This window comes from Pseudomonas sp. GL_093 (assembly GCF_057837605.1).
In genome coordinates this window covers 4,273,626-4,298,419 of sequence record NZ_CM174448.1, presented here as the reverse complement: position 1 = coordinate 4,298,419, position 24,794 = coordinate 4,273,626, and the positions used below count along the sequence as shown (strand labels likewise).

Below are 24,794 nucleotides of genomic sequence, written 5' to 3'. Positions count from 1 at the left end.
CGAAACTGCACGTTCACTGTGCGTTTTTTATGTCACGCGCATAAAAAAGGCCGACATACCTGTCGGCCTGTTTAACCCTGGAAACTTGATACTCGCGTTATAGATCCAGTACCAAGCGCCGACTCTTGCAACCCGACACACATACCATCATGGATTTGTTCGTGGCACGTTCGGCTTTGGTCAGCACGCCGTCCCGGTGGTCGACATCACCTTCCAGCACGCGTGTTTCGCACGACCCGCAGACCCCTTCGCGACAGCTGTATTCGATGTCGCAACCCGCCTCGAGCAGCACATCGAGCAAACTCAAGCCGGGCTCGATCGACAGCGTCTTGCCGGTTTTTTTCAGCTCGACGCTGTAGCTGCTTTGCGCGTCTTCAGACGGCGGCAGTTCGGCCGCCGCGAAGCGCTCGATATGCGCATGAGGGTAACCGAGGCCTTCGCAGGTGCTTTCGAAAGCATCGAGCATCGGCGTCGGACCGCAGCAATAGAAGTGCGTATCGCTGGGCTGATCGGCCAGGTAGGCGCTCAGGTCTGGCGGCATGCCTTTTTCATCGTTGAAGTGATAGACGACTTTGGCACTCAAGCCGCTGAGTTCCTCAACCAGCGCGGCTTCCTGTCGCGAGCGGGCGCAGTAGATCAGCTCGGCGGATTTTCCCAGTGCCAGCAGTTGGCGGAACATGCAGTAAATCGGTGTGATGCCGATACCGCCGGCCACCAGCACGCTGTGTCTGGCACTCAGGTCGAGCTGGAAATTATTGCGCGGCGACGAGATCGGCAGTTGCATGCCGACCCGCAGTTGCGCGTGCACAAATTCCGAACCACCACGGCTGTTGCGATCACGCAGGATGCCGATCACGTAACGGCCTTGATCGCTTGGCGAGTTGAGCAATGAATAACTGCGCACCAGACCGTTGGGTAAATGCAGATCGATGTGCGAGCCGGCTTCAAACGGGGCGAACACCGTGTCGCCAAACGGCCGCAACTCGACGCTGATGATGCCTTCGGCTTCATAGCGCAGCGTGTGCACGCGAGCGGTGAGGGGGGAGGAATGGGACATCGGTCACCTCTTTTCGACAGTACGCAAATCGAGATCGAGACGCGCGCCGGCCTCGATCTCCACCCGCAGTTCGGGAAACACCAGCGCGCTCACTTCAACCAGCGTGGAGGTAGGAAAAACCGCCTGACCTTCGAAGAAGTCACGCCGTGCGCGACCCACTTCGTCCTTGTCGGCGATGTTGGTGACATACACCGTCAAACGGTAAATGTTGCCGACATGCCCACCCGCCGCTTCAACCAGCGCCCGGACTTTGTTCAACACGACAAGTGTCTGGGCGTAGGCATCGAGCGGCGCGTCAGCCACAACGGCCAGGCGTGTAGCGGGATGGCCGGTCATGCCGGACATCACCACTTCATTGCCGATCAACAAGGCATTCGACCAGGTGGCGCTGGCCGGCTCGATCAACGAGCCGGCCTGAACACGTTGCACGGCTGCGTTCATGGCAACTGCTTCGCGTCGATCAGCTCCAGTTGGGCCTTGGCCGCGTTTTTCAGGTAGCGACGCAGACGCACCACACCGAGGTCATGCTGGTAGAGGTTTTCCCGCTGGTTGGCGTCCGGTTCCATGAATTCGAGCAGCACCCGGTCCTGTTCCAGCACCGCCCAGTGGCGTGCTTCCAGACGATTTTTGTAGAGGAAACGCCAGGTGTCGCACTGCCAACCGGTCAGCGGACGGCAACGCCAGTGGAACACCGCCGACAAGGAACGGCTGCTCGGTGTGTAGCTGCCGATGATGGTGAAGTTGCCGCCCGGGCCGCCGGTTTTCGGATAGGGGATTTCCAGGCGCAGCCAGTGGCAGCCGTTGTCCATGAACTCGGTCCAGTCGAAATTCACCCCACGCTGGCCTTCTTTCTCGAAGAAGAAACCGTTGTCGGTGTCGCGGGTGACGAACTTGGCGGTGGCTTCGCCTTCGCTCATGGAGTGCGACATTTTGTGCAGGTAGGTGCCGTGCATCGGGTCCATGACGTTGTCGATGACGTAGCGGTAATCACCTTTCCACTCGGTGTAGCAGAGGAAGCTGCTCCATTCGGGGGAGGTCAGTTGCTCTGGCAGGACCAGCTCCGGCGGGGTGTCCACATGCGGATCTGCAGCGTTGTACAGAAAGATCGCGCCAGCGGCTTCACGGGTGTGGAACATGCGTGTCGGGCGGCTGCCTTCAAGCTTGCAACCAGGGCTGCCGGGGACTTTGGTGACCGTGCCGTCACAGCGCACTTCGACGCCGTGATAAGGGCATTGCAGACGGTCACCCAGCACCGGCCCCTGGGACAGCGGCGCGCCGCGATGAGGGCAGTGATCTTCCAGGGCGTGGACGCTGCCGTCATTGTCGCGCCACAGGGCGATCTTGTAGCCCAGGCGGCGAATCGATACCGGTTTTTCGCCCAATTGATCGGAGGGCAGGACCGGGAACCAAAGGTTTTTCAACCCGTTGGCCAAGAGGTTTTCAGCGGGATCGACGGTTGTATTCATGTTCATTTCTTATTGTCCTCCGGCGGGTCATTCGCCCAGCCGAGCCATCAGGGTTTTATAGGCGTCTGCTGTCCACTCTCCGGTGGTCAGCGGGCAGGGCGGCCCGGCCAGATTCAGATGCGCGAGCAGGTCGGGCAACTCGGTCACCCCGTTGCCAAAGGCGCGTTCGATGGAGTCGCCGAGCAACTCTTCGAATTGAGTGTTGGGACGTTTGCGGGCCTGATGGGGCTCCAGGTAGGGTTCGGTATTGCTCATCTCATTGACCTCCGTTACGTACCCGTTCGCGGATCATTTCGCGCACGGGAATAAAGTCATACGTCGGGAAAACTTCGGTGCTGAACACGCCCCAGGCCGAGCGTTCGAGCTCGACGTTGAGGGTCGGCAGCAGGCTCGGCGGCAACCGCAGGGTGACGATCTGGCCCAGGCCCATGGCCACGGTCCAGGACACCACCTCGACGCCTTGCGGGGGAAACCGTTCCCACCAGTCCTGCTGCTTCATGTGCCGCTGAATGTCTTCCAGGTTCTTTGATTGGTCGTGCTTGAGCAGCACGGTCACCAGCAAGGTTTCGCTCATGGCTACGATCCTGCTCAGGCCACGTTCGACATCGGCACGGCCCAGGCGTCATAGCCATAAACCCAGTCGGCGTTGCCGCCGTCCTTGAGCCATTGGTTGCCGCGCGAGCCGATCTGGATCTGACTGGTGCGTTGCAACCGCGCCTGCTGATACGCCTGCAGGGCATCGGCGATCTGCGCGGTGCTGGTCAGGTCTTGCAAATGGCGAGCGAGCACCACCGCGTCTTCGATCGCCTGGCCGGCGCCTTGCGCCATGAACGGCATCATCGGATGGCAGGCATCGCCCAGCAGGGTCATCGCACCTTTGGACCAGAACGGCAGCGGATCGCGTTCGTACAGCGCGGTCTTGAGCACCTCGTTGCACGCATCCAGCAGGGCGCGAGCATCCGGGTGGAAGTCCTGATAGTGGCTGCGCAACTCGTCGGCATCGCCGGCGCTGGTCCAGGACTCTTCATGCCAGCTGTCCTGAGCGGTGGTGGCGAAGATGAAAATGTCCCGGCCCTGGTTCAGCGGAAACGTCACGATCTGGCTTTGCGGGGTAGGGCCCCACCATTTAGTGAACGCCTGAATGTTCGGCAGATGGGTCACGCGTTCGGTAGGTACGACGGCGCGGTAAGCGACCACTCCGGTAAAGCGCGGTTGCTCATCACCGAACAGCGCATTACGCACCACCGAATGGATGCCATCGGCGCCGATCAACAGATCGGTGACGTGGCGGCTGCCATCCTTGAAGCGCAACTCGATACCGTCGGCGGTTTGCACGACGTGCTCGGCGCGTTTGCCAAACTGCACCTGTTCTTGCGGAAAGACGTCCGCCAGCGCGGCCAGCAGATCGGCGCGGTGAATGGTCAGTTGCGGTGCACCGTATTTCTGTTCGGCGGCATCGGACATTTCCAGGCGCGAGGTTTCCTCGCCGCTGTCCCACAGACGGCTGATCCGGTGCGTTGGACGAGCGGCCGGAATGCGCACGGCAGCGCCCACCCCAAGACCATCCAGAGCACGTACGGCATTAGGTGTCAGGTTGATATCGGCACCGACCCGCAAAAAGGCTTTCGACTGTTCGAATACGGTGACGTTATGGCCTGCGCGAAGCAGGGCAATGGCGGCGGTCAAGCCACCGATACCGGCCCCGGCGATAGCAATATTCAGCGAAGACATGGACGACTCCTGCTCAGGGTTTCGGTTTGTCGGTGAGGAACTTGCCTTGCGGCGCTTCGACATGTTGCTGGCGACGGGTATTGCCATCGATGCCGCCGGCAATCGCCCATTCAGCGAACATCGTCGGGCCCGGCTCGAAGTCCCGCGGCTGCCATTCGCCGGTCAGTTGGTCTTCGTCGGCGTAGTACTCGACCAGCGCGCCGGCCGGGTTTTTGAAGTACCAGAAGAACGCCGACGACACCGGGTGCCGACCCGGACCGATTTCCGTGGCCCAGCCGCGGCGGGAAATGTGCATGCCGCCACCGAACACTTCGTGCACATCGCGCACGGTGAAGGCGACGTGGTTCAGGCCGGCACGAGGGGCGGGCAGTTGCAGCATGAACAGGTCGTGGTGGCCGCCTTCTTCGGCAGTGCGCAGGAACGCCCCGCGATCCGGATAGCGGTCAGAGGCCTGGAAGCCAAAACGCTCGTGGTAGAAGGCTTCGCAGGCGTTGACGTCCTTGACGAAAAACACCACATGGCCGACTTCGATCGGCGTGGCGCGGTCGTAGATTGGCGCGGCTTTGTTGATCCGGCCTTTGGTCTGCCAGGTGTTATGGCCGCTGCACTCGATCTCCAGTTCACGCTTGCGGGTCACTTGCAGGCGGATCGCCAGGCCGTTGGGGTCGGTGCAACCGATGCGCCCATCCGCTTCGATGAAGCCCGGATCGTTGGCGATTCGTTCGCTATAAAGCTTCAAGTCAGCGTCGCTTTCGACGCCCCAGACTACTTCGCGCACGGTGGAGCCGGCTTCGATGGCGGGTGGCAAACCGGCCTTGTTGATGTCGGCGAGCACCACGCGGCAACCGTTGAGGGTTTCGAAGATCACTTCGTCAGGCTGCTCGCTGACTTTCGTCAGGCCCCAGTCGCTGAAAAAACGCACGCTGGTGTCGAGGTCCTCGACGCCGTAGGTGACTTCATCAATGCCTAAAACGCTCATAACCCAACCTCTCGTTGCACACCGGCCCAGGCCAGTGGCTGTTCATTCATGCCCCAATAAAGGCTTTTCTGTTCCATGTACTGCAGGATGCCGAGGCGACCTTTTTCACGGCCCAGACCGCTGTCGCGCCAGCCGCCGAACGGTGTGGAAATCGAGAACTGTTTGTAGGTGTTGATCCACACCGTACCGGCCTGAATTTTTCGGCCCAGTGCCCAGGCGCGTTTGTAGTCGCGCGTCCAGATGCCAGCGGCGAGCGCGTACAGGCTGTCGTTGGCCTGCTCGATCAATTGCGCTTCGTCATCGAAGGGCATCGCCACCAAAACGGGGCCGAAGATCTCTTCCTGACAGACCTGTTGGCTGTTGTTCAAACCTTCGAGGATGGTCGGCGGGTAGTAATAACCCTGGTCGTACACGCCGCCGCTCGGACGTTTGCCACCGAGCAGCAGGCGTCCACCTTCGGCCAGCCCTAGAGCAACATAACGCTCCACCGAGTCGCGGTGGCTGGCGCTGATCAACGGGCCCATTTGCGTGCGTTCATCGGCCGGATCACCGACGCGCAGTTCGGCCGCAGCGGCCACCAGGCGCGCCATGAACGGCTCATACAAGGCACGGGCGACGAACAGCCGCGAGCCGGCGATGCAGGCTTCGCCCGAAGAGCTGAAGATGCCGTACAGCACACCCGCCACCGCGTGGTCGAGGTCGGCATCATCGAGGACGATGGTCGGCGATTTGCCGCCCAGTTCCAGCGACACCGGCATCATCTTGTCAGCGGCGATGTGGGCAATGTGCTTGCCGGTTTTGGTGCCGCCGGTGAACGACACGCGCTTGACCAACGGGTGACGCGTCAGCGCATCACCGAGCAGCGAACCCTTGCCCGGCAGCACACTGAGCAATCCTTTCGGCAACCCGGCGTCTTCGCAGATACGCGCCAGTTGCAGGGCCATCAATGGAGTGATTTCGGCCGGTTTGATCACCACCGCGTTGCCCGCCGCCAGCGCCGGAGCGACCTTCTGCGCTTCGCTGGCAATCGGCGAGTTCCACGGGGTGATCGCAGCAATCACGCCCATCGGTTCGTACACACTCATGCTGACGAAATCACCACGCGATGGCGTGATGGTTTCTTCGAGGGTTTCGCAGGCCGAGGCGAAAAACTGGAACGTGCCGGCGGCGCTGGCCACCAGGGCACGGGTTTCGTTGATCGGTTTGCCATTGTCCTGGCGCTGCAATTGCGCCAGTTCTTCGCTGCGCTCACGGATCAGCTCGGCGATGCGGTACAGCACGCTGGCCCGCTCGTGAGGTTTGCGCTGCGCCCAGCCGCTGTGCAAAAACGCCTGATGGGCGCCTTGCACGGCGTCTTCAACGTCGTCGACACTGGCGGCATTCAGCCAGGCGACGGCTTCGCCCGTGGCGGGGTAGCACGTGGCATAACGCTCGCCGCGACCGAGGCGCCAGTCGCCGGCAATGCAGATCGGTAAAGTCTGTTCGAGAGTCATCGACGGTCCCCTAAATCGAAATCGCGTGGGCGTGGTTGCCCAAGGCGCGGACAACGCTGTAAACGGTCAGCGCCGAAGTCTTCGGGTTGGCCAGCAGCGGTTTGCCACGCAAGCTCAGTTCGAAACCGCCAAAAGCGCCGCGGGCTTCGAAGTGATGGACGTTCTCCTCGCTCAGCGGGTCGGCGATCAGTGTCACGTGGGTGCGGTCCAGGCCGAGCCCGGCCAGCGACAAGGTCGCCGCAACGTTGGCGTTTTTTGGATAGAGCCGTGCTGCTTCCCGGGCGCTGCCCTGAAAAATCACCGTGGCTTCGGTAATGCTGTCCAGGTCACAGGCCTGTTCAGCGGGGGTGTTTTTCCAGGCTTTAGCCGGTTTGCGGCCGGTGTAATTGACCGAATCCAGCCCGCCGACTTTGGCCGCCGACAAGGCGTCGATGCCGCCGATGGCGCCGGGCAGCAATTCGATGCGGGTCTGGCCGCGTTCGGCTGCCGCTTCCAGGCGTTCAACCAGGCCGACTTCGGACAGTGCGCCGACCGAGACGATCAGGCAGGCGATGCCACGTTCCAGCGCGGGTAACACATGTTCTTCGATGGCGCGGTGGCCGGCGCACTCGACCAACAGGTCCGGGCGGGCGTCGGCCGGTAAGGCGGTCAGCACCTGCGGTGGTTGCTTGAAACTGGCCAGCCGCTGGCGGACCAGTTCTTCAGACCCGGTCGAAGCGATGACGTAGTCAACGCACAGCTGCGGGTCCTTCTCCAACAGTTCGAGCACGCCGACGCCAATGGCGCCGCAGCCGATCATGGTGATATGCAACATGACGAAGTCCTCAGGCCGTGGCTTTTTGCGCTTTGGTTTCGCTGTTGGGCGGACCGGCGAACTGGGTGGCGAAGCTGCCGACGGCGAGCATGTCGACTTCCAGCAGGAACGGGCCGGGTTGGGCCAGTGCGCCATCGACCACGCGGCCGAAATCCTTCAGGTCGGTGACCAGGCCGTGGCGCAGGTTCAGCGATTCCGCCAGCTTGGAGTAATCCGGCGTGTGCAGGTCGACGTAGCAGTGACGGCTGCCGTAGACCGCGTCCTGAATATTGCGGATCACGCCGTAGCGCTGGTCGTTCATCAGCAGAATCACTACGTTGGCTTTTTCTTGCACCAGCGTCGCCAGTTCGCCGAGGTTGAGGATGAAACCGCCGTCACCGGCCAGGGCGAAGACCTTGCGCTCAGGCGCCGTTTCAGCCGCGGCCACGGCAGCGCCGATGCCCATCGACAGGCCCTGGCCAATGCCGCCGCCGAGGGCATGCACGCCGGCGCGCGGGTGGAACAGGGTCAGCAGGCGGTTACCCCAGATGCTGTTGGACAGCGTGACGTCGCGCACCCAGGAAAAATTGCGCCCGGTGATGGCTTGCAGCTGTTCGACCATGGCCGAGTACGGGCCGAGGTCGGCGATCAATTGGGTGCGGGATTTTTCGCGGACGTCCTTGAGTTCGGCGAGGAATGTCGGGTCGATCTGCAGGCGACCTTCGAGACGATCCGCCAGGCCTTCAAGGGCCAGCGCCGAGTCGCCACAGATGAACAGCTCGCTGTTATAGCTGCGACCTTCGATGGCCGGGTTGGCGTCGATGCGCAAAGTATTACGTGGCAATTTCAACGCGTACTTGAAGGTTTCGTTGCTGCGCAGACGGGAGCCGGCGATCAGCAAGGCATCGCAGCTTTGCAGGAACTGCTCGACCCGTTTGTTTTGCGAGAACGCGCCGAGGCAACGCTCGTCATCTTCGTTGACCACGCCGCGACCTTGAGTCGAGGTAATCACACCGACGCCCATGTCCAGCAGACGTTTGACTTGCGGCCCGGCATGCCGTGCGCCGCCGCCGAGCCACAGCAATGGACGGGTGGCTGTGGCCAGACGCTCGGCCACCAGGTCCAGCGCTTCGGGCGCGGGGACGGCCACTGGAACTGGCAGCGGTGAAAGGTCGGTCGGCATCGTGATAAAGGTCGACTGGATGTCGATCGGGATTTCCACGCTGACCGGTCCGGTAGGAGCGGTCAGGGCGGTTTGCACGGCCAGTTTCAGGGTGCTGATCGCGGTTTCGACGCTGCGTACACGGAATGCAGCCTTCGATACAGCCTTGAGCATGGTCAGTTGGTCGCGGGCTTCGTGGATGTAGGCGAATTCCTGGTCCAGGTACGGTGTTTCGATCTGCCCGGTGATGTGCAGCAGCGGCGTGCCGGCGGTCAACGCTTCGACCATGGCGCCTGCGGCGTTGCCGGCTGCGGTGCCGGTGGACGTCAGGCAGACACCGAGGCCGCCGGTGGTGCGGGCATAGGCGTCAGCCATGTTGGTGGCGCCGGCTTCACCGCGAGCCATGACGAAGCGGATGTTTCCGCGAACGGCGAAGGCATCGAGGATCGGCATGTTGTGGATCGAGATCACGCCGAACGCGGCCTTGACGTCGCATTGCTCGAGAAACGCGGTGATGGCAGCGCCAACGGTGACAGTATTTTCATTACGCATGGCGGGACAGGCCTCCAGAAACATCGATATGGCTGCCTGTGGTATAAGCCGACAGAGGCGAGGCCAGAAACAGGATCGCGCGGGCCGCTTCAATCGGCAGGCCCAGACGCCCTAAGGGAATGTGTTTTTGTTGCGCGAGCCGGGCGGTCCATTGGGTCCAGTCCAGATCCCGTTCTTCGCGGGCCTCGAAACGTCGGCGCCATTGCCCGGACTCAACCAGGCCAATGAGGATGCCGTTGACCCGAATGCCCTGACCGGCAAATTCGGTGGCCATCGAACGCACCAGGTTCATGACCCCGGCGCGAGCGGCCGAGGTGGCGACCATGTGCGGTTCCGGCTGGCTGGCCAGCAGCGAATTGACGCAGACGATGGCCGCGTTTGGCTGGCGTTGCAGCTGTGTCATGAAGGCGTGGACCGGGTTGATCACCGAGAAGAACTTCAGGTTCAACTCTTCGGTCCAGGCGCTGTCGGTGGTGTCGGCGAAGGTCGACACCCGACCTTGACCGGCGTTGTTGATCAGCACGCTGGCCGGGCCCAATGCGGCCAGACTAGCCGCGGCAAACGCCTTGACCGAGTCCGCATCGAGCACGTTGCAAACATGGGCGAGCAGCCGTGCTTCGGGGAAGCGTTGACGCAATTCGGCTTCGGCGCTGCGCAGCCGGTTTTCGTCCCGGCCGCAAAAGGCCACGGCCGCGCCGGCTTCGAGCAACAGCTCGACGCAGGCCAGGCCAATGCCCGAAGAGCCGCCGGTGACAATCGCGGTGCTGTCTTGCAGTTGATAAAGGCTCATTTCAATCCCTCATCAATGCAGTGACGCGGTTCTGACCGTCATGGGCAGCAGCGCTGTTGTAGTTGAGCAGCCGCGACAGTTCGTCGGCGCTACGACGCACTTGCAGCAGCAACTCGTTGAAGTTGACGTGAGCGATCTGTGCGGTCGGGATCGTGACGCCCAGCGCCGCGACGATCCTGCTCGTCTCATCGCGCACCGGGGCGGCGACGGTGGAGATCGTCGACTCGAAAAAACCTTCGCTGCTGACGAAACCGCGCTGGCGGTCGGCCTGAACCAGGTCGAACAGTTCCATCACGGTTTTCGGCGTGCACGGCGAGAACTGCTCCAGGTGTTCTTCCGGGTACAGCTCACGCAACTCGGCCAGCGACAGGTCTTCGAGCAGAATTCGCCCGAGGACAGTGGCATGGGCGGGCAGGCGAGTGCCGACGTTGACCGCACTTGAGAACACTGACGGCGGCGAGACCTTGGCCACGTAAACGATCGAACGACCATCGCGCACCACCAGGTTGCTCGGGTAGTTGAGGCGGTCGCACAAACGAGCCAGCAGCGGCTGGCCCAGTTCGGTCAGCTCCAGTGAAGCCAGGTATTCAAAGCCCAGGCGCAGCACCGACATGCCCAGGCGGTATTCATTGCCGCTGCGGGTGACGAAGCCCATGGTTTCCAGGGTCGTCAGCAGACGGAATATGGTCGAGCGTGGCAGTGCCAGACGCCGTGCCAATTCCGGCGCGGTCAGCGTGCGATTGCGCCGGCTGAATTCGCAGAGCAGCAGCAGGCCGCGTTCCAGGCCCGGCACGATGTATTTGTCCTGAGCGTCCTTCAGCAGATCTGAATCGTTCATAGAGATGCACCTGTCAGGGATTCTTTAATGGCAAAGGCCAGACGGCCCGCCACGACATAAGGTTGTTCGATAGGGCTGGCATGCCCGGCATCGGCAATCAGGTTGAACGTGGCGCCCAACGCCTTGGCCAGGGTCAGGCAGCTTTCGGGAGCTGTGATGCCGTCGGCTTCGCCGCAATGCACTTCGCAAGGCATCGACAGCGGTGGGTGCCGCAGCAGGTCATCGCTGCACAGCAGTTCAATGGCCTGGCGATAGCCATCGGGATTGAGCCGCGCCATGTTCCACTGCACCCAGGCCAGTGCTTTCGGGCTGGCGGCGGGTGACAGCATGTAGGCACTGCGTTGCTCGGCCATCTGCTGAATGCTCAGTTGTTCGAGGGCACGCAGGCGTTTGCTGCGCACTTCCTGACGCAGCAACGCGCGTGATGGATGGCCATAGCCTTGGGCAGGACTGATCAAGACCAGCCGGCTGATCCGTTGCTGCTGCACGCCGCTGGCGAACGCCGTGGCGGTAATCGCGCCCAGGGAATGACCCACCAGCACACAGCGCTGGATGCCCAGTGCGTCGAGCAGTTGCAGCAGTCGTTCGGCGTAGTCCGAAGCGTCGGGGGCCAGCGATCTCAGCGGCGTGGAATCACCGTAGCCGGGCGCGTCCCAGGCAATCACCCGGGCGCTCTGGCCAAGCTCCTGCGCCACCTCTAACCACGACGCCGAGCCCGAGCCGATCCCGTGCAACAACACAATGGCCGGCCCGGCCCCGCATTCGCGAAAGGCCTGGCGACCGCCGGCGATCTCCAGCGTGCGCACCGCAAAGTTCAGGGCCAGTTGTGCCTGGAGGTCAGCCGTGAGCGGCGGGACGAGATTATCGATGGCGTACGACATGGGTTTATCCGCGCTTGATCGAGGCCAGAGGGTGTTCTGGCGGGTAGGTCGGGGTCAGCGGTTTTTTCGCGCCGAGCATCACGCACATCAGCGCATCTTCATCGCCGATGTTGATCTCTTCGCGGTACACGCCGGGCGGCACGGAAATCACGTCGCGGTCGGTGAGGATGGTTTCGAAACGCTCACCGTCCTTCTCGATCACCACTTTGAGTTTGCCGCGCAGCACAAAGAACACTTCTTCAACGTCGGTGTGCAGGTGCGGCGGGCCTTCGTGACCGGCCGGAATCACCATGGTGGAGAACGTGAAGTTCTCCGACGGAATGGTGTTCATGTCGGTGCTCACGCCGGTGCCGCCGGTGCCGATGTAGCGCATTTGCGCACGACGGAATTTCGGGTCGTAGTCGGCCTGGAACTTCAGCGCGTTCCAGTCGTACTTGCGCGTGTCGTAGCGGGCGATGCGGGTTTTCATCCAGCTTTCGAGATCGCTGCCGGCCGGCTGTTCCCAGCTTTTCGGGGTTGGTTGCTGTGATGACGAGTGTGCAGATAGATCGGTCATGGCGGTCTCCATATCAAGGCATGACGAACCCGCCGTTGACCGGCAAGGTTTGTCCAGTGATGAAACGGGCGAGGTCTGACAGCGCGAACAGCACAGCGCCGCTGACGTCTTCGGGAAGTTGCGGGCGTTGAATGGCCCGGTGGTCGTTGTACAAACGGTGACGTGCTTCGGGCACGTAGGCGGTCGCTTCGACCAGCACCAGGCCCGGTGCGATGGCGTTGACCGTGATGTTGTCGGTGCCCAGTTCGCGGGCCAGGCTGCGGGTCATTGCGATGATTGCGCCCTTGCTGGCGACATAGGCCAGCAGGTTGGGCGCACCCCACAGCGGCGTGTCCGACGCCAGGTTGACGATGGCGCCATGACCACTGGAGCGCAGGGCCGGTAGACACGCTTTGGTCATCAGCCAGGTGCCGCGCACGTTGACTTGCATGACCTGATCCCAGGTGTCGAGGCTCAGCTCTTCGCAGGTCTTGCCGCCGGAATTGGTGATTGAAGCGTTGTTCACCAGTCCGTCGAGGCCGCCGAGCAAGCGGGCGGCTTCAGCCACGCAGGCATCGATCGAATCGGGTTGCGCCAGATCAACCGACACGCCATGCACGGTCAGGCCTTCGGCGACGAGTTCAGTGGCCGATTGCTGGACGCGCTCGGCAAGAATGTCAGCGATCACCACGTGGGCACCGGCGCGGCCGATGGCCTGGGCAAAGGCATAACCCAATCCGCGGGCGCCTCCGGTGATCAGGATCCGGCGGCCTTCGAGCAAACGATTGAGGGCCGTCATCATTGCGTACTCAACATGGCTTTGGGCATGTAATGCAGAACGCGTTTCTCGGCCCAGACCACCGCGCCGTAAGAGAGCACACCGATCAGCGTGAGCATCACAATCGCGACGAATACGCCCGCGGTGTTGCCCTGACCTTCAGCATCGACCAGCAGGAAACCCAGGCCCTGGTTGCCGCCGACCAGCTCACCGACGGTGACGCCGATCACAGCGAGGGTCGAGGCAATGCGCAATCCCGAGAACAGCGCAGCCATGGCCGAAGGGAACTCCACCAGGCGGAAGATCTGCCAGCGGCTGGCGTTCATCGTCCGGACGAGGTTGATCATGTCCGGGTCAACGGTGCGGATGGCCGACAGCACGTTGATCATCACCGGGAAGAACACAATCAGGATGGCGATCAGGATCTTCGGGTAAATCGTGTAGCCCAGCCACATCACGAACAGCGGGGCGAAGGCGACTTTGGGGGCGATTTGCAGGGCCAGAATGTAAGGCGACAGCATGGCTTCGGCAGCGGGCGAGAGCCCGAGCGAAACACCGATTGCCACGCCGAGCAGAGCGCCCAGACCGAAGCCGACGATGATCTCGAATGCGGTGATCAAGGTATGTTGCAGCAGGCCGCCGGTTTGCCACATCACCACACTTTCCTGGGCCACGCGGCTCAGGTGCGGCATGACGAATTCGGGCATGCCGAGCATTCCCGGGCCCCATTGCCAGAGCACCAGGAACAGGATCAGCAGGGCAACGCTGCCGAGCATGGAGTTATTGAGGTTTTTCATCGTGTCGTTACCTTGTTGTCACTCGCCGTTATTGCGCAGCTGTTTGGGTGTCGATGAACTGGTTGGTGTACAGGTCGTCGAGCTTCGGTTCCTGGGTGACGATGCCTTCGCTGACATAGAACGTGCGGACCGCTTCCAGTCGCGCCGGATCGATGCGGCCCAGTACGGTTTGGTTGGCGTAGACGTGTTCGACGTAAAGCTTGAAGACCTTCTCCAGCGAATCTTCCTTGCCGGCGTAGGCGGGCACGGCTTTGGCGAAGGTGACCGCGGCGGCGCGCGGGTCCTGGATGATGTCGCGCATGCCTTGCAGGGTGGCCTGGACCACGCCGCGAACAATCTCCGGGTGCGTCTTGATGGCGTCGTCCGACGCGAGGATCGCCTGGGCCATGCTTTCGAAAATTTGCGATTGCGGGATCAGTTTGATCTTCACACCGGCTTCTTCGGCGTTGACCACCCAGTCCGGTACGCCCGCCATCGCCTGGGCTTTGTCAGCCGAGAACAACTGCCAGACGCCCGACGGGCCGGCAGCCTGGATGTTCACGTCGGTTTTGCTCAGGCCTGCTTTGCGAAGGGAGGCGAGCAAGGCGTAGTAGGTGGTGTCCGAGTAGGACATCACCGTCATGGTCTTGCCCTTGAGGTCGGTGATCGAGTTGATATTTTCGGCGGCATTGGTGGCAATCATGGTCACACCGCCGGCGCCCAGCACGGCGACGGCGCGCACCGGAATACCGTTGGCCCGCACCACAATCGGGGTATCACCCAGGGCACCGCCAAGCATGGCGTTACCGGCACCGATCTGCTTCGCTACGTCCACACCGCCCTTGGCCGCGATGAAGGTCATGTTCAGGTTCTGGGCGGCGTAGTAACCCTTTTGCTGGGCGATGATCCACGGGGCGAACGCCGGCGAATTCGGCGGCGCTGGCAACAAGTAGGTCACGTCGGTTGGCTGCGCCTGCGCGGCGAAGGCCATGCCCAGGCCGAGCGCAATGCCGGTGGCCTGGCTGAAGCGTTGAAACAGAGACTTGAACATGCGTACTCCTGAATCGGTTGATGGCCGCAAGGGCGTTGATCAATGCAGTTCGGTGTCTTCGCCGACTTTCAGCAATTCCATCAGGCGACCGGCCAGCGGGCCGATCTCCGGCAGCTTGCGGCGCTCCAGCGGGTTGTCGCGAAACGGCAGGTCGACGTTGATTTCTTCAATGATGGTGCCCGGGCGGGCGCTCATGACCAGCAGCCGATCGGACATGGCGATGGCTTCGATCAGGTCATGGGTAATGAACAGGGCGGTTTTCTTTTCATCGAACAGCATCCGCGCCATATCCTGCTGCAGGATCATCTTGGTCTGCGCATCCAGGGCCGAGAACGGCTCGTCGAGGAACAGCACTTGCGGGTCGATGGCCAGGGTTCGAGCCAGGGCTGCACGCTGACGCATGCCGCCCGACAGCTGGAACGGGTAGTGGTCGGCAAAGCCTTGCAGGTGGCAGCGATCGAGCAGATCTTTGGCCACGGCCTGACGCTTGGCGGCCGGTACACCTTGAATTTCCAGGCCCAGTTCGACGTTGCGACGAATGCTGCGCCATGGCATCAGCAGGTCTTTTTGCAACATGAAAGCAACTTGGCGAACCGGACCTGTCACCGCTTCACCGCCGACGAACACTTCGCCTTCGGAAGGTCGATACAGGCCGGAGCCCATGTTGAGGATGGTGCTTTTGCCACAACCGGAAGGGCCGATGATCGACACCACTTCACCGCGGCGAATCTTGAAATTGACTTCGCGAATGGCAAACGGCGCTTCGGATTTTCCTTTGGCCGGGAAACATTTGCCGACATTGCGAAATTCAATTTCGATGGGCTCCAGGTCTTCCTTGGGAGCGGGTTTATTCCATTGAGGGGCGATGGCGTACATCTCGTTCACAGCCATTGGGAAGGGTCTCTGGTCTGTTTTATAGGTGATACGGTGTTTAGTGCATGAACAATGCCAGCCGAATGCCAGGTTGAATTTTTGTTATAAATTCTTTGTTTATTAATGAGTTGCGACGGTTTTGAGATTTTTGGCGTGTTTCATATATGAAGCGTGGTTTCTTGTATGGCACGAAATTTCACATCGAATGTGCATGCCATGGGAAACGGCGAGAAAGAAGGGGTTGTTGAGGTAACGCGAAGCGGGGAGAAATAGAGGGTTTTGTTTTACATATGAAACGAGGGGGCGGTGAATCAAGAGCAAAAGCGAGACAGCCGACCTCTCTTTTGTTGATCGTGTGCATATCCGTTTCTGCGGTCACGGCGGCTATTGGTTTCGCTTTTACAGCCAGCCCTTTCAAGGTGTTTTCCCTTTATGGGCCTTAAGCACCCGATCGGTCGACACATGAGCATTGGCAGCCTTTCCCTCCAGCCATTCCTTGGGCTTGGCGATTTTTGGACCACGTATGCTTTTGGCGACCTGCTTAGGCTTGATATTCCTGGCCAGCGCTAACAGCCGCTTTGCCAGCGTTTCTGAGGTCGATTGAAGTGACAGGTAGTCTGAGGGCAACGCGATCTGCATGCCCTCATAACCGCTACGCACTTGCACCGCCAGATGGAAGGTCGAGGCTTCCCAACCTTCAGGCTGCGTCTCGCAGTGAGCCTGCTCCACACTACGTTTGAGAACCGCCAGAACGTTGTAGGCCAAGATCGCTGAGGCAAAACCCAACAAGGCCGCCCGGGGAGAGCCGAGGCTTTCGATTTCACTGTCCAGCACCGATTCAAGGCGCTGGAACATCCCTTCGATACTCCAGCGACGACGGTATAAGTCGGCGATTTGCTCAGCGCTGATGGTGTCGGGCAAGTTGCTCCAGAACCACATCACGCAGTCGCCTGATTCGGTAGGTGTTTGCAGGCTCAGTTCAACTCGGCGCCAGCGGTAGCCGCCTTTGAGTTCGATAATTTGTTCACGCACTGTTCCGGCGTCGACAGGCATCGCTTCTTGCCAGTCGCTTTCCTGAATCAGCCGTGGATGTTTACTTGGCTGGCGAATAATGAATGAAGCGCTCGCTTCCTCGCAGGCCTGCATGACGGGCAGCGTGCAATAAAGCCGATCGGCCATCCACAGCTGTCCTGCACTGGCGCAGGCTAACAACGGCAGCACGCTGACGCGCTCACTGGCGTAGGCATCCTCGCAAGGCTGCAAGTCAACGATCTGATCCAGGTCAGGATCGTAAACCACTACCGAAAACCCCGGCCGAGCCGCGCCTCGTTCACGCCGCAAAGCCCCCAAGCGTTTTTCGGTAGACGGCAGGTGATTGCCGTCAACGATGCGCAGCTGCCAGCCGGGCAAAATGGCTGAACAGCCCAACTCTTTTATCGTCGGAGCCAAGCGCTCTGCGCTGCCGGTGACCAAGGCTCGCAGCAATGCCGGTTCTGTGCGGCCGACCTTGTCATAGAGCGCCGCCAAGGTAACCGGTAGAGCATCCATCTGGCGCGCAGCGGCATGTAAGGAAGGCCGTAGGCCCAATGAAACAAGGGACATCAGCTCAACGATGGTCGAAAACAAAAGCTCACGCGGGTACTGGCGTTGACGATGCTCTTCAAACACCTGATCAACCCACTCAGCAGGAATGGCATGCTCCAGTGCCAACTTGACCATGACACTGGCCGGTGCCTTTTTTTCAAACCGCGCTAGAACTTCTGCCCACATCGTTTTCGTCACCCTGACTGGAGTTTTGGGGGATTTTAAACGAAGACCTTGAAAGGGCTGGCTGTAAAAGCGAAACCAATAGCCGCCGCTACCAAAAAAACGGATATGCCCACAAACCAAAGCGCAAAAAAAAGGCCGCCACAACCCGACGTTGCGGCGACCCGAGGGTGACAGATAAATCACGGCCCACTGGCATGGACCGACGCCAAATCAATGAGCCCCAGCAGCCTTGTTCAGATCACTCTCAGCCCATTCGGTATAAACGCAAGCATCCGCAGTCGCCCAGCGCACCCGAACCGGATCGCCAGTCTTCATCGGCATGCCAGCGGCAGAAAGCGCCTTGACGGTCATCGAGGTACCGCCGGAAGTCATCACCGTGCAAGTCTGGCTTTCACCAAGAAACAGCACCTCCCCCACAATCGCCGACACTTCATTCCAGCCTGCCGCCAGCGGTTCCTGAGCCGCTTGCTCAACGCTCAATGCCAAAGCCTTTTCGGGACGAACCATCAGCAACACATCCTGATTGGTTTGCAATCCTGCGGTCAGTCGAATCGACAACGATTGCCCTTCAAACGTAGCGACCGCGTTGCCCTGGGCCTTGAGCTTGAGGAAGTTCGAGTTACCAAGGAACGAAGCAACAAAGGCATTCGGCGGATTCTGGTAGAGGTCGTAACCGCTGCCCAACCCGACGATCTTGCCGTGGCTGAAAATCGCGATGCGCTGGGACAGGCGCATGGCTTCTTCCTGGTCGTGGGTCACGTAAACAATGGTGATGCCCAGACGCCGGTGCAGCTGGCGCAGCTCATCCTGCAAGTCTTCACGCAGTTTCTTGTCCAGCGCACCGAGCGGTTCGTCCATCAGCAGAATGCGTGGTTCATAAACCAGCGCCCGAGCAATCGCCACACGTTGCTGCTGGCCGCCCGACAGTTGCGAAGGGCGGCGATGCGCAAATTGCTCAAGCTGCACCAGTTTGAGCATCGCATCGACCCGGCGTTCGCGCTCGGCGGTGGCCAGTTTGCGAATGGCCAATGGGAACGCGATGTTGTCGCGCACCGACAGGTGCGGGAACAACGAGTAACGCTGAAACACCATGCCGATGTCGCGCTTGTGCGGCGGTACGTTGACCAGCGACTGGCCATTGACCAGGATCTCGCCGCTGCTCGGGGTTTCGAAGCCGGCGAGCATCGACAGCGTTGTACTTTTACCAGAGCCGCTGGAGCCGAGGAACGTGAGGAATTCACCGTCCTTGATGTCCAGCGAGATGTCGTCCACGGCGGCAAAATCGCCGTAGTACTTGTTCAGGTTGCGCAGGCTTACCAGCGGTTGGTCGCTCTGCGCGGAATCTTTGATCACTGCACTCATGTCGTACTCCTGGGCGCTCAGGCGCTGATTTCATTGCGCCGGCGAAGGGCGGCGGCGATCACCATGACCAGTACCGAGAGGCCGATCAGCAGCGTCGAGGCGACGGCGATCACGGGCGTCAGGTCCTGGCGCAGGGTGGTCCACATTTTCACGGGAAGGGTTTGCAGGGTCGGGCTGGCCATCATCACGCTCAGCACCACTTCATCCCAGGACACCAGAAACGCAAACAGCGCGCCGGCCACCATGCCCGGACGAATCGCCGGAAAGGTCACCTTGAACACCGCCTGCAAGCGTGAGGCGCCGCAGATCACGGCGGCATCCTCGATCGACTGATCGAACAGCTTCAGCGAGTTGATGATCGAGATGATGGTGAACGGCAACGCAACGATCACATGGCTGACCACGAAAGCGAACATCGTCCCGGTGTAGCCCAGTTTCAGGAACAGTGCGTACACCGCCACCGCGATGATCACCAGCGGCACGATCATCGGCAGGGTGAACAGACCGTAGAGCATTTCACGGCCCGGGAAGCGCCCGCGCACCAGTGCAAAAGCGGTTGGCAGGCCCAGCGCCACGGCGAAGAACGTGGTCAATACTGCGACTTTGAGGCTGGCCACGGCCGCGTTCATCCAGTCGGCGTTGGAGAAGAACTGGCTGTACCATTTCAGCGTCCAGCCCGGCGGCGGGAACACCAGCCACTGTGAGGAACCGAAGGACAGCAGCACGATGAATACGATCGGCAGCAACAGGAACAACGCGATCAATCCGGTCGTGAAGTACAGGCCGAAGCGCATGCGCCGGCTCATGGCATTGGGGGTCAGGAGCATGACGGCTTACCTCGCGTTGCTGGCGCCAACCGGGGATTCCGGCTGGAGCTTCAGGTAGAAGTAGAACAACACCAGCGTAATGACGATCAGCAACGCGGCACCGGCGCTGGCCAGGCCCCAGTTGAGGAACGACTGCACCTGCTGAATGATGAACTCGGGCAGCATCATGTTCTGCGCTCCACCCAGCAGCGCCGGGGTGACGTAGTACCCGAGCGACATCACGAACACCATCAGGCCACCGGAGAACAATCCTGGGCGGCAGAGCGGCAGGAACACCCGGAAGAAGTTGGTCCAGGGGCTCGCGCCGCAGATCGAACCGGCCTGCAGGATCATCGGGTCGATGGCCTGCATGGTCGCCTGCAGCGGCAGCACGATGAACGGGATCATGATGTAGCTCATGCCGATCACCACGCCGGTGAGGTTATGCACCATCTCCAGCGGCTGATCGATGATGCCCATCGCCATCAGTGCCTTGTTGATCACCCCGGAGGCTTGCAGCAACACCAGCCAGGAATAGGTCCGGGCGAGGAGGCTGGTCCACATCGACAACAGCACGATGCTGAGGATCCAGCGGCCCCAGCCTTTTGGCACCAGGGTGATGGCCCAGGCCAGTGGGAAACCGAGCAGCAGGCTGAACAATGTCACCAGTCCGGCCACCGAGAAGGTGTTGAGCAAGACCCGTGCATAGGCCGAGTTGGCGAACAACTGCTCGTAGTTGCCCAGCCCCGGTACCGGCTCCAGCACGCCACGCAGCAGCAGCCCGATCAGCGGCGCCAGAAAAAACAGGCCGAGGAACAGCAGGGCGGGGATCAGGTTGCTTGAACCGCGCCAGCGCTGTGCCATGGAAGGGGATTGGTTCATCGCAGCCGCCTTGCCGAGTGCCGAGCCGGCAGCGCCAGTGGCGCTCCCGACCTGCGTGGGTTGACGGGACGCGGTTACCGTCATTTTCATTTGACCAGCCATTCGTTCCACCGTGTCGCGATGGCCGGACCGTTTTTGGCCCAGTACGCGAAATCAAGAGTGATCTGATCCTTAGCGTAGGCAGTCGGCAGGTTAGGGGCCAGCACCGAATCCAGGCGCGCCACGCTGTCGACGTTGACCGGCGCATAGGCGGTCAGGTTGGAGAAGTCAGCTTGTCCTTTGGCGCTGCTGGCATTGGCCAGGAACTTCATGGCTGCGGCCTTGTTTTTTGTCCCTTTGGGCACGACCAGAATGTCGGCCATGACCAGGTTCTGTTTCCAGCTCACGCCCACTGGCGCGCCGTCCTCTTGCAGGGCGTGGATCCGGCCGTTCCAGAACTGCCCCATGCTGGCTTCGCCCGAGGCGAGCAACTGTTGCGACTGGGCACCGCCGCCCCACCAGACGATGTCTTTCTTGATGGTGTCGAGTTTCTTGAAGGCGCGATCCAGGTCCAGCGGATAGAGCTTGTCGGCGGCTACGCCATCGGCCAGCAGCGCCAGTTCAAGCACGCCTGGGCTTGGCCATTTGTAGAGAGCGCGTTTGCCGGGATAGGTCTTGGTGTCGAACAGCGCGGACCAGTCCTGAGGTTTGCTGGCGCCGAGCTTGCCTTCGTTGTAGCCGAGGACGAAGGAGAAGAAGAACGAGCCAACGCCGTGATCGGAGACAAACCGCGGGTCGATTTTGTCGCGCTGAATGACCGTGAAATCGAGGGGTTCGAGCAGGCCTTCGGCGGCGGCGCGCAGGGCGAAATCGGCTTCGACATCGACCACGTCCCACTGCACATTGCCGCTTTCGACCATGGCTTTGAGTTTGCCGTAGTCGGTTGGGCCATCCTGGACCACGGTGATGCCGCTGGCTTTGCTGAACGGGTCGGCCCAGGCCTGCTTCTGCGCATCCTGGGTGCTACCGCCCCAGCTGACGAAGTTGACGCTTTCGGCCGCCATCAATGCCTGGCTGGTCACGCTCAGCAGTCCCGCAAAAAGTATTGCGGTTGCACGTTTGTTCAACACCATTTTCACGCCCTCATTGTTGTGTTTATGAGCGGGGCTTTTAGTGCCCGCCTATCGGGAGCAGTAGGTCCGTCGGGCCAGTGATGGTCGTCCGGTCTATGGAATATCATATTATGGTATTCCAAACTTTGTGCAAGCACTTTGCCTTACCGGCTATCAGCCAAAAGTGCTTTTTTTACCGTCAGGCCACCGGACAGTGACCTTCACTTTGATAGAGAAAAGCCCGGAATCATTCAATGAAAGGGATACTTTCCACCACTTCCAGGTTGTAACCGGTCAAACCCGCATACTTCAGCGGAGGACCAAGATGACGCAGCTTGCCCACGCCAAGGTCCTGCAGAATCTGCGCCCCGGTACCCACTTCAGAATAGATGCGCGACTGCGAACGGCTGAACTGCCGTGGTGGCTGGGTCAACTGCGGCACACGCTCCAGCAGCGCTTGCGACGACTCATGATTGGCCAGCACCACCACCACGCCACGACCTTCCTCGGCGACTCGCTGCAGCGCCGCCCACAATGTCCAGTTGGATGGACCGCTGTATTCGGCGCCCACCAGATCGCGCAGCGGATCGATCACATGCACGCGCACCAGCGTCGGTTCGTCCCGGTGCAACTTGCCCATGACCATTGCCATGTGGACGCCGCCTTCGATGCGGTCTTCAAAAGTGATCAGCCGGAAAGTGCCATGCACCGTGGGCAGTTCACGTTCACCGATACGCACCACGGTGTGTTCAGTGCTGAGGCGATAGTGGATCAGGTCGGCGATGGTACCGATCTTGATCCCGTGCTTGCGCGCGAACACTTCCAGGTCCGGGCGGCGGGCCATGGTGCCGTCATCGTTCATCACTTCGACGATCACCGAGGCCGGCGTGAAGCCGGCCAGGCGTGCCAGGTCGCATCCGGCTTCGGTGTGACCGGCGCGGGTCAGCACGCCGCCTTCCTTGGCGCGCAGCGGGAAAATGTGACCGGGTTGCACGAGGTCGGCGGGCCCGGCATTAACGGCGACGGCGGCTGCCACGGTACGCGCCCGGTCGGCGGCGGAGATGCCGGTGGTCACGCCCACGGCGGCCTCGATGGAAACGGTGAACGCGGTGCTGAACACACTGCCGTTGCTCGGCACCATCTGCTCCAGCCCGAGGCGCTGGCAGTGGTCGTCGGTCAGGGTCAGGCAGATCAGGCCGCGCGCTTCCCGGGCCATGAAGCTGATGGCCTCGGCCGTGCAGCAATCGGCGGCCAGCAGCAGGTCGCCTTCGTTTTCCCGATCCTCGTCATCGACCAGGAGCACCATCTTGCCTTGTCGATAGTCTTCGATGATTTCTTCGATGCTGTTGAAGGCCATGCTGGGATTCTCAGTGTTTGATGGAAATATATTGTGGTATACCATAATACAAAATAAACCGAGAGGTCACTATGAAGGCGTACTGGATTGCTCATGTAGATGTCACCGACCCCGATCAATACAGCCAATACACCCAGCGGGCGCCGGCGGCCTTCGCGTTGTATGGCGGACGGATGTTGGCCCGGGGCGGGCGCAGCGAAGCACTGGAAGGCGGGCCCACGCCGCAGCGCAACGTGGTGATTGAATTCGACTCGTACGAACAGGCGCTGGCCTGCTACCAGTCGGAGGAATATCAGGAAGCGAAACGGCACCGTGAAGGCGTGGCCCGGGCCGAGATCATCATTGTCGAGGGCGTGGCGCCCTAAGGGCTGTCAGCGGATGAAGTGGATCTTGCCGGTATCGTCGTTGCCGATGTAAATGCCATAGACCCCGGCCTGGCGTTCCTCGATATAGCGCTCGAGGATCTGCCGGATCGCCGGGTAGTAGATGCTGTCCCAAGGGATGTCCTCGGGTGCGAAGAATTTGTAGTCCAGGGTTTCCGGCCCGTACTGGCCGGTGATCTCCAGGGCGATGGCGCGGAAGATGATGTACACCTCGCTGATCTTCGGCACGCTGAAGATCGAGTACGGCGAGAGAATTTCCGCGCGCACGCCGCTCTCTTCCCAGACTTCGCGCAGCGCTGCTTGTTCGGTGGTCTCGCCGCCTTCCATGAAGCCGGCCGGCAGCGTCCAGGTACCAGGACGCGGCGGAATGGCGCGCTGACACAATAAATACTTGCCGTCCTGCTCGATGATGCAGCCGGCAATGATTTTCGGATTGACGTAATGGATGTAGCCGCAGCCGCGGCACATCAGGCGCTCGTGCGTATCGCCCGGCGGCAGCTGAGACCTGAGGTCATTGCCGCCGCACTTTGGACAAAAGCTCGGGCTGAACATCTTTAGCGACCTATGCGCGGTTCTTTAAGCGCGATCGGCAGGGTGATCTCAGGAATTTTCCCGGTCTCTTCCTGTTTGCGCTTGAGGTAATCGAGGGCGACGGTTGCGGCGGCGCGCACGTGGTCGACGCAAGCCTGGTGGGCGGCGAGGGGGTCGCCACTCTTGATCGCCTCGACCATGCGTTCCATTTCCTGATTGCTCGCGCCGCGACGGTTTTCCTGGGACACCGACGTCGCCCGCAGGTAGCTGATTCGTGCCTGCAACTGACGCAGCTGAGTGGCCGCGACATGGTTGCCGGAGCCTTCGAGCAATACATCGTAGAAGCCCTGAACCGAATCGATGACCTGTTGCAGCTCGCCGTCCTTGAGGGCCTTGCGGTTTTCCTCGAGGGCTTTTTCCAGGGCCTTGATGTCCTTGGCCTTGGCGCGCAGGGTGAACAGCTGGACGATCAGGCCTTCGAGCACGCAACGCAGCTCGTAGATATCACCGGCGTCAGAGAGGGTGATGATCGCCACCCGTGGGCCCTTGGCGTCGGCGAATTCCACCAGGCCTTCGGATTCCAGGTGACGCAAGGCTTCGCGTACGGACGTGCGGCTGACGCCCAGGCGATCGCACAGATCGCGCTCGACCAGACGGTCTCCCGGCAGGAGCTGGAAGTTCATGATGGCGCTTCGCAGTTTATCCAGCACGATTTCGCGCAGGGTAACGGGGTTGCGATTGACCTTGAAGCTGTCGTCGAGTGGCAGGCGTTTCATGGGGTCCGCTCTGAGTGTGGCTGTCCATGCAAAAAGAGCACTTCGATCGCAAGAATCTCCGTGCTCGGTCAGATCAAACAG

Annotated in this window: 27 protein-coding genes; 1 reads left to right on the top strand and 26 read right to left on the bottom strand. The window is 61.0% G+C overall.

Going from position 1 to position 24,794, the window contains the following annotated elements; genetic code table 11:
- Positions 1 to 97 precede the first annotated feature (97 nt).
- The 24 genes from AC3IUE_RS19735 to ribBA form a co-directional block, all read right to left on the bottom strand.
- Positions 98 to 1,057 (bottom strand): PDR/VanB family oxidoreductase, encoded by a 960-nt coding sequence (locus AC3IUE_RS19735; protein ID WP_489263421.1) that lies wholly within the window; start codon positions 1,055 to 1,057, stop codon positions 98 to 100.
- A gap of 3 nt (positions 1,058 to 1,060) precedes the next feature.
- Positions 1,061 to 1,498 (bottom strand): Rid family hydrolase, encoded by a 438-nt coding sequence (locus tag AC3IUE_RS19730; protein ID WP_489263419.1) that lies wholly within the window; start codon positions 1,496 to 1,498, stop codon positions 1,061 to 1,063.
- Complete coding sequence (locus AC3IUE_RS19725; protein WP_489263418.1) at positions 1,495 to 2,529, bottom strand: Rieske 2Fe-2S domain-containing protein; 1,035 nt, start codon at positions 2,527 to 2,529, stop codon at positions 1,495 to 1,497. The genes AC3IUE_RS19730 and AC3IUE_RS19725 overlap by 4 nt, the downstream gene beginning before the upstream one ends.
- 21 nt (positions 2,530 to 2,550) lie before the next feature.
- Complete coding sequence (locus tag AC3IUE_RS19720) at positions 2,551 to 2,778, bottom strand: recombinase-like helix-turn-helix domain-containing protein (protein ID WP_027923567.1); 228 nt, start codon at positions 2,776 to 2,778, stop codon at positions 2,551 to 2,553.
- Between the two features lies 1 nt (position 2,779).
- Entirely contained in the window at positions 2,780 to 3,097 is a 318-nt protein-coding gene (locus tag AC3IUE_RS19715) for a hypothetical protein (RefSeq protein WP_461998852.1), read from the bottom strand.
- Positions 3,098 to 3,111: 14 nt separating this feature from the next.
- A complete protein-coding gene (locus tag AC3IUE_RS19710) occupies positions 3,112 to 4,254 on the bottom strand; it encodes an FAD-dependent monooxygenase (protein WP_489263417.1) in 1,143 nt (380 codons plus the stop codon).
- 13 nt (positions 4,255 to 4,267) lie between these two features.
- Positions 4,268 to 5,233, bottom strand: coding sequence for a VOC family protein (locus AC3IUE_RS19705; protein WP_046049004.1), 966 nt, complete (start codon positions 5,231 to 5,233; stop codon positions 4,268 to 4,270).
- Positions 5,230 to 6,726 (bottom strand): aldehyde dehydrogenase, encoded by a 1,497-nt coding sequence (locus tag AC3IUE_RS19700; RefSeq protein WP_489263416.1) that lies wholly within the window; start codon positions 6,724 to 6,726, stop codon positions 5,230 to 5,232. Before AC3IUE_RS19700 ends, AC3IUE_RS19705 begins: the two co-directional genes overlap by 4 nt.
- A 10-nt stretch (positions 6,727 to 6,736) precedes the next feature.
- Entirely contained in the window at positions 6,737 to 7,540 is an 804-nt protein-coding gene (locus AC3IUE_RS19695) for an aspartate dehydrogenase (RefSeq protein WP_489263415.1), read from the bottom strand.
- Positions 7,541 to 7,550: 10 nt separating this feature from the next.
- Positions 7,551 to 9,233: a thiamine pyrophosphate-binding protein gene (locus AC3IUE_RS19690; protein ID WP_489263414.1), complete on the bottom strand. Its 1,683-nt coding sequence runs from the start codon at positions 9,231 to 9,233 to the stop codon at positions 7,551 to 7,553.
- On the bottom strand, positions 9,226 to 10,023 hold the full coding sequence (locus AC3IUE_RS19685; protein WP_046049000.1) for an SDR family oxidoreductase: 798 nt from the start codon (positions 10,021 to 10,023) through the stop codon (positions 9,226 to 9,228). Before AC3IUE_RS19685 ends, AC3IUE_RS19690 begins: the two co-directional genes overlap by 8 nt.
- Position 10,024: 1 nt before the next feature.
- A complete protein-coding gene (locus AC3IUE_RS19680) occupies positions 10,025 to 10,861 on the bottom strand; it encodes an IclR family transcriptional regulator (protein ID WP_080932644.1) in 837 nt (278 codons plus the stop codon).
- Positions 10,858 to 11,742 carry an alpha/beta fold hydrolase gene (locus tag AC3IUE_RS19675; RefSeq protein ID WP_056745357.1) on the bottom strand — a complete coding sequence of 295 codons (885 nt, stop codon included), beginning with the start codon at positions 11,740 to 11,742 and terminating at the stop codon, positions 10,858 to 10,860. Before AC3IUE_RS19675 ends, AC3IUE_RS19680 begins: the two co-directional genes overlap by 4 nt.
- A 4-nt stretch (positions 11,743 to 11,746) precedes the next feature.
- Positions 11,747 to 12,298 carry a cupin domain-containing protein gene (locus AC3IUE_RS19670; protein WP_149418820.1) on the bottom strand — a complete coding sequence of 184 codons (552 nt, stop codon included), beginning with the start codon at positions 12,296 to 12,298 and terminating at the stop codon, positions 11,747 to 11,749.
- A gap of 13 nt (positions 12,299 to 12,311) precedes the next feature.
- The gene (locus AC3IUE_RS19665) at positions 12,312 to 13,079 is read right to left on the bottom strand and encodes an SDR family oxidoreductase (RefSeq protein WP_489263413.1); all 768 of its coding nucleotides are present in this window, start codon (positions 13,077 to 13,079) and stop codon (positions 12,312 to 12,314) included.
- Positions 13,076 to 13,852, bottom strand: a complete 777-nt coding sequence (locus tag AC3IUE_RS19660) for an ABC transporter permease (protein WP_056745353.1) — start codon at positions 13,850 to 13,852, stop codon at positions 13,076 to 13,078. Before AC3IUE_RS19660 ends, AC3IUE_RS19665 begins: the two co-directional genes overlap by 4 nt.
- A 28-nt stretch (positions 13,853 to 13,880) precedes the next feature.
- Positions 13,881 to 14,882 carry an ABC transporter substrate-binding protein gene (locus AC3IUE_RS19655; protein ID WP_489263412.1) on the bottom strand — a complete coding sequence of 334 codons (1,002 nt, stop codon included), beginning with the start codon at positions 14,880 to 14,882 and terminating at the stop codon, positions 13,881 to 13,883.
- A gap of 39 nt (positions 14,883 to 14,921) precedes the next feature.
- Positions 14,922 to 15,758, bottom strand: coding sequence for an ABC transporter ATP-binding protein (locus AC3IUE_RS19650; RefSeq protein WP_056745453.1), 837 nt, complete (start codon positions 15,756 to 15,758; stop codon positions 14,922 to 14,924).
- 411 nt (positions 15,759 to 16,169) lie between these two features.
- A complete protein-coding gene (locus AC3IUE_RS19645) occupies positions 16,170 to 17,474 on the bottom strand; it encodes an IS4 family transposase (RefSeq protein WP_489268888.1) in 1,305 nt (434 codons plus the stop codon).
- A 261-nt stretch (positions 17,475 to 17,735) separates the two neighbouring features.
- The gene (locus tag AC3IUE_RS19640; protein ID WP_489263411.1) at positions 17,736 to 18,887 is read right to left on the bottom strand and encodes an ABC transporter ATP-binding protein; all 1,152 of its coding nucleotides are present in this window, start codon (positions 18,885 to 18,887) and stop codon (positions 17,736 to 17,738) included.
- A 17-nt stretch (positions 18,888 to 18,904) separates the two neighbouring features.
- The gene (locus tag AC3IUE_RS19635) at positions 18,905 to 19,714 is read right to left on the bottom strand and encodes an ABC transporter permease (protein ID WP_046053519.1); all 810 of its coding nucleotides are present in this window, start codon (positions 19,712 to 19,714) and stop codon (positions 18,905 to 18,907) included.
- A gap of 6 nt (positions 19,715 to 19,720) precedes the next feature.
- The gene (locus AC3IUE_RS19630; protein WP_489263410.1) at positions 19,721 to 20,665 is read right to left on the bottom strand and encodes an ABC transporter permease; all 945 of its coding nucleotides are present in this window, start codon (positions 20,663 to 20,665) and stop codon (positions 19,721 to 19,723) included.
- The gene (locus AC3IUE_RS19625; RefSeq protein WP_046049778.1) at positions 20,662 to 21,687 is read right to left on the bottom strand and encodes an ABC transporter substrate-binding protein; all 1,026 of its coding nucleotides are present in this window, start codon (positions 21,685 to 21,687) and stop codon (positions 20,662 to 20,664) included. Before AC3IUE_RS19625 ends, AC3IUE_RS19630 begins: the two co-directional genes overlap by 4 nt.
- A 226-nt stretch (positions 21,688 to 21,913) precedes the next feature.
- Positions 21,914 to 23,023 carry a bifunctional 3,4-dihydroxy-2-butanone-4-phosphate synthase/GTP cyclohydrolase II gene (gene ribBA / locus AC3IUE_RS19620; RefSeq protein ID WP_489263409.1) on the bottom strand — a complete coding sequence of 370 codons (1,110 nt, stop codon included), beginning with the start codon at positions 23,021 to 23,023 and terminating at the stop codon, positions 21,914 to 21,916.
- A gap of 71 nt (positions 23,024 to 23,094) precedes the next feature.
- On the opposite strand from ribBA, the gene AC3IUE_RS19615 reads away from it, so the two are divergent.
- Entirely contained in the window at positions 23,095 to 23,388 is a 294-nt protein-coding gene (locus AC3IUE_RS19615; RefSeq protein WP_046049780.1) for a DUF1330 domain-containing protein, read from the top strand.
- Positions 23,389 to 23,394: 6 nt separating this feature from the next.
- Here the strand turns inward: AC3IUE_RS19615 and AC3IUE_RS19610 are convergent, their stop codons facing one another.
- A complete protein-coding gene (locus AC3IUE_RS19610; RefSeq protein ID WP_019690464.1) occupies positions 23,395 to 23,958 on the bottom strand; it encodes an NUDIX hydrolase in 564 nt (187 codons plus the stop codon).
- Positions 23,959 to 23,960: 2 nt separating this feature from the next.
- Positions 23,961 to 24,713: a GntR family transcriptional regulator gene (locus tag AC3IUE_RS19605; RefSeq protein WP_046049782.1), complete on the bottom strand. Its 753-nt coding sequence runs from the start codon at positions 24,711 to 24,713 to the stop codon at positions 23,961 to 23,963.
- Positions 24,714 to 24,794 lie beyond the last annotated feature (81 nt).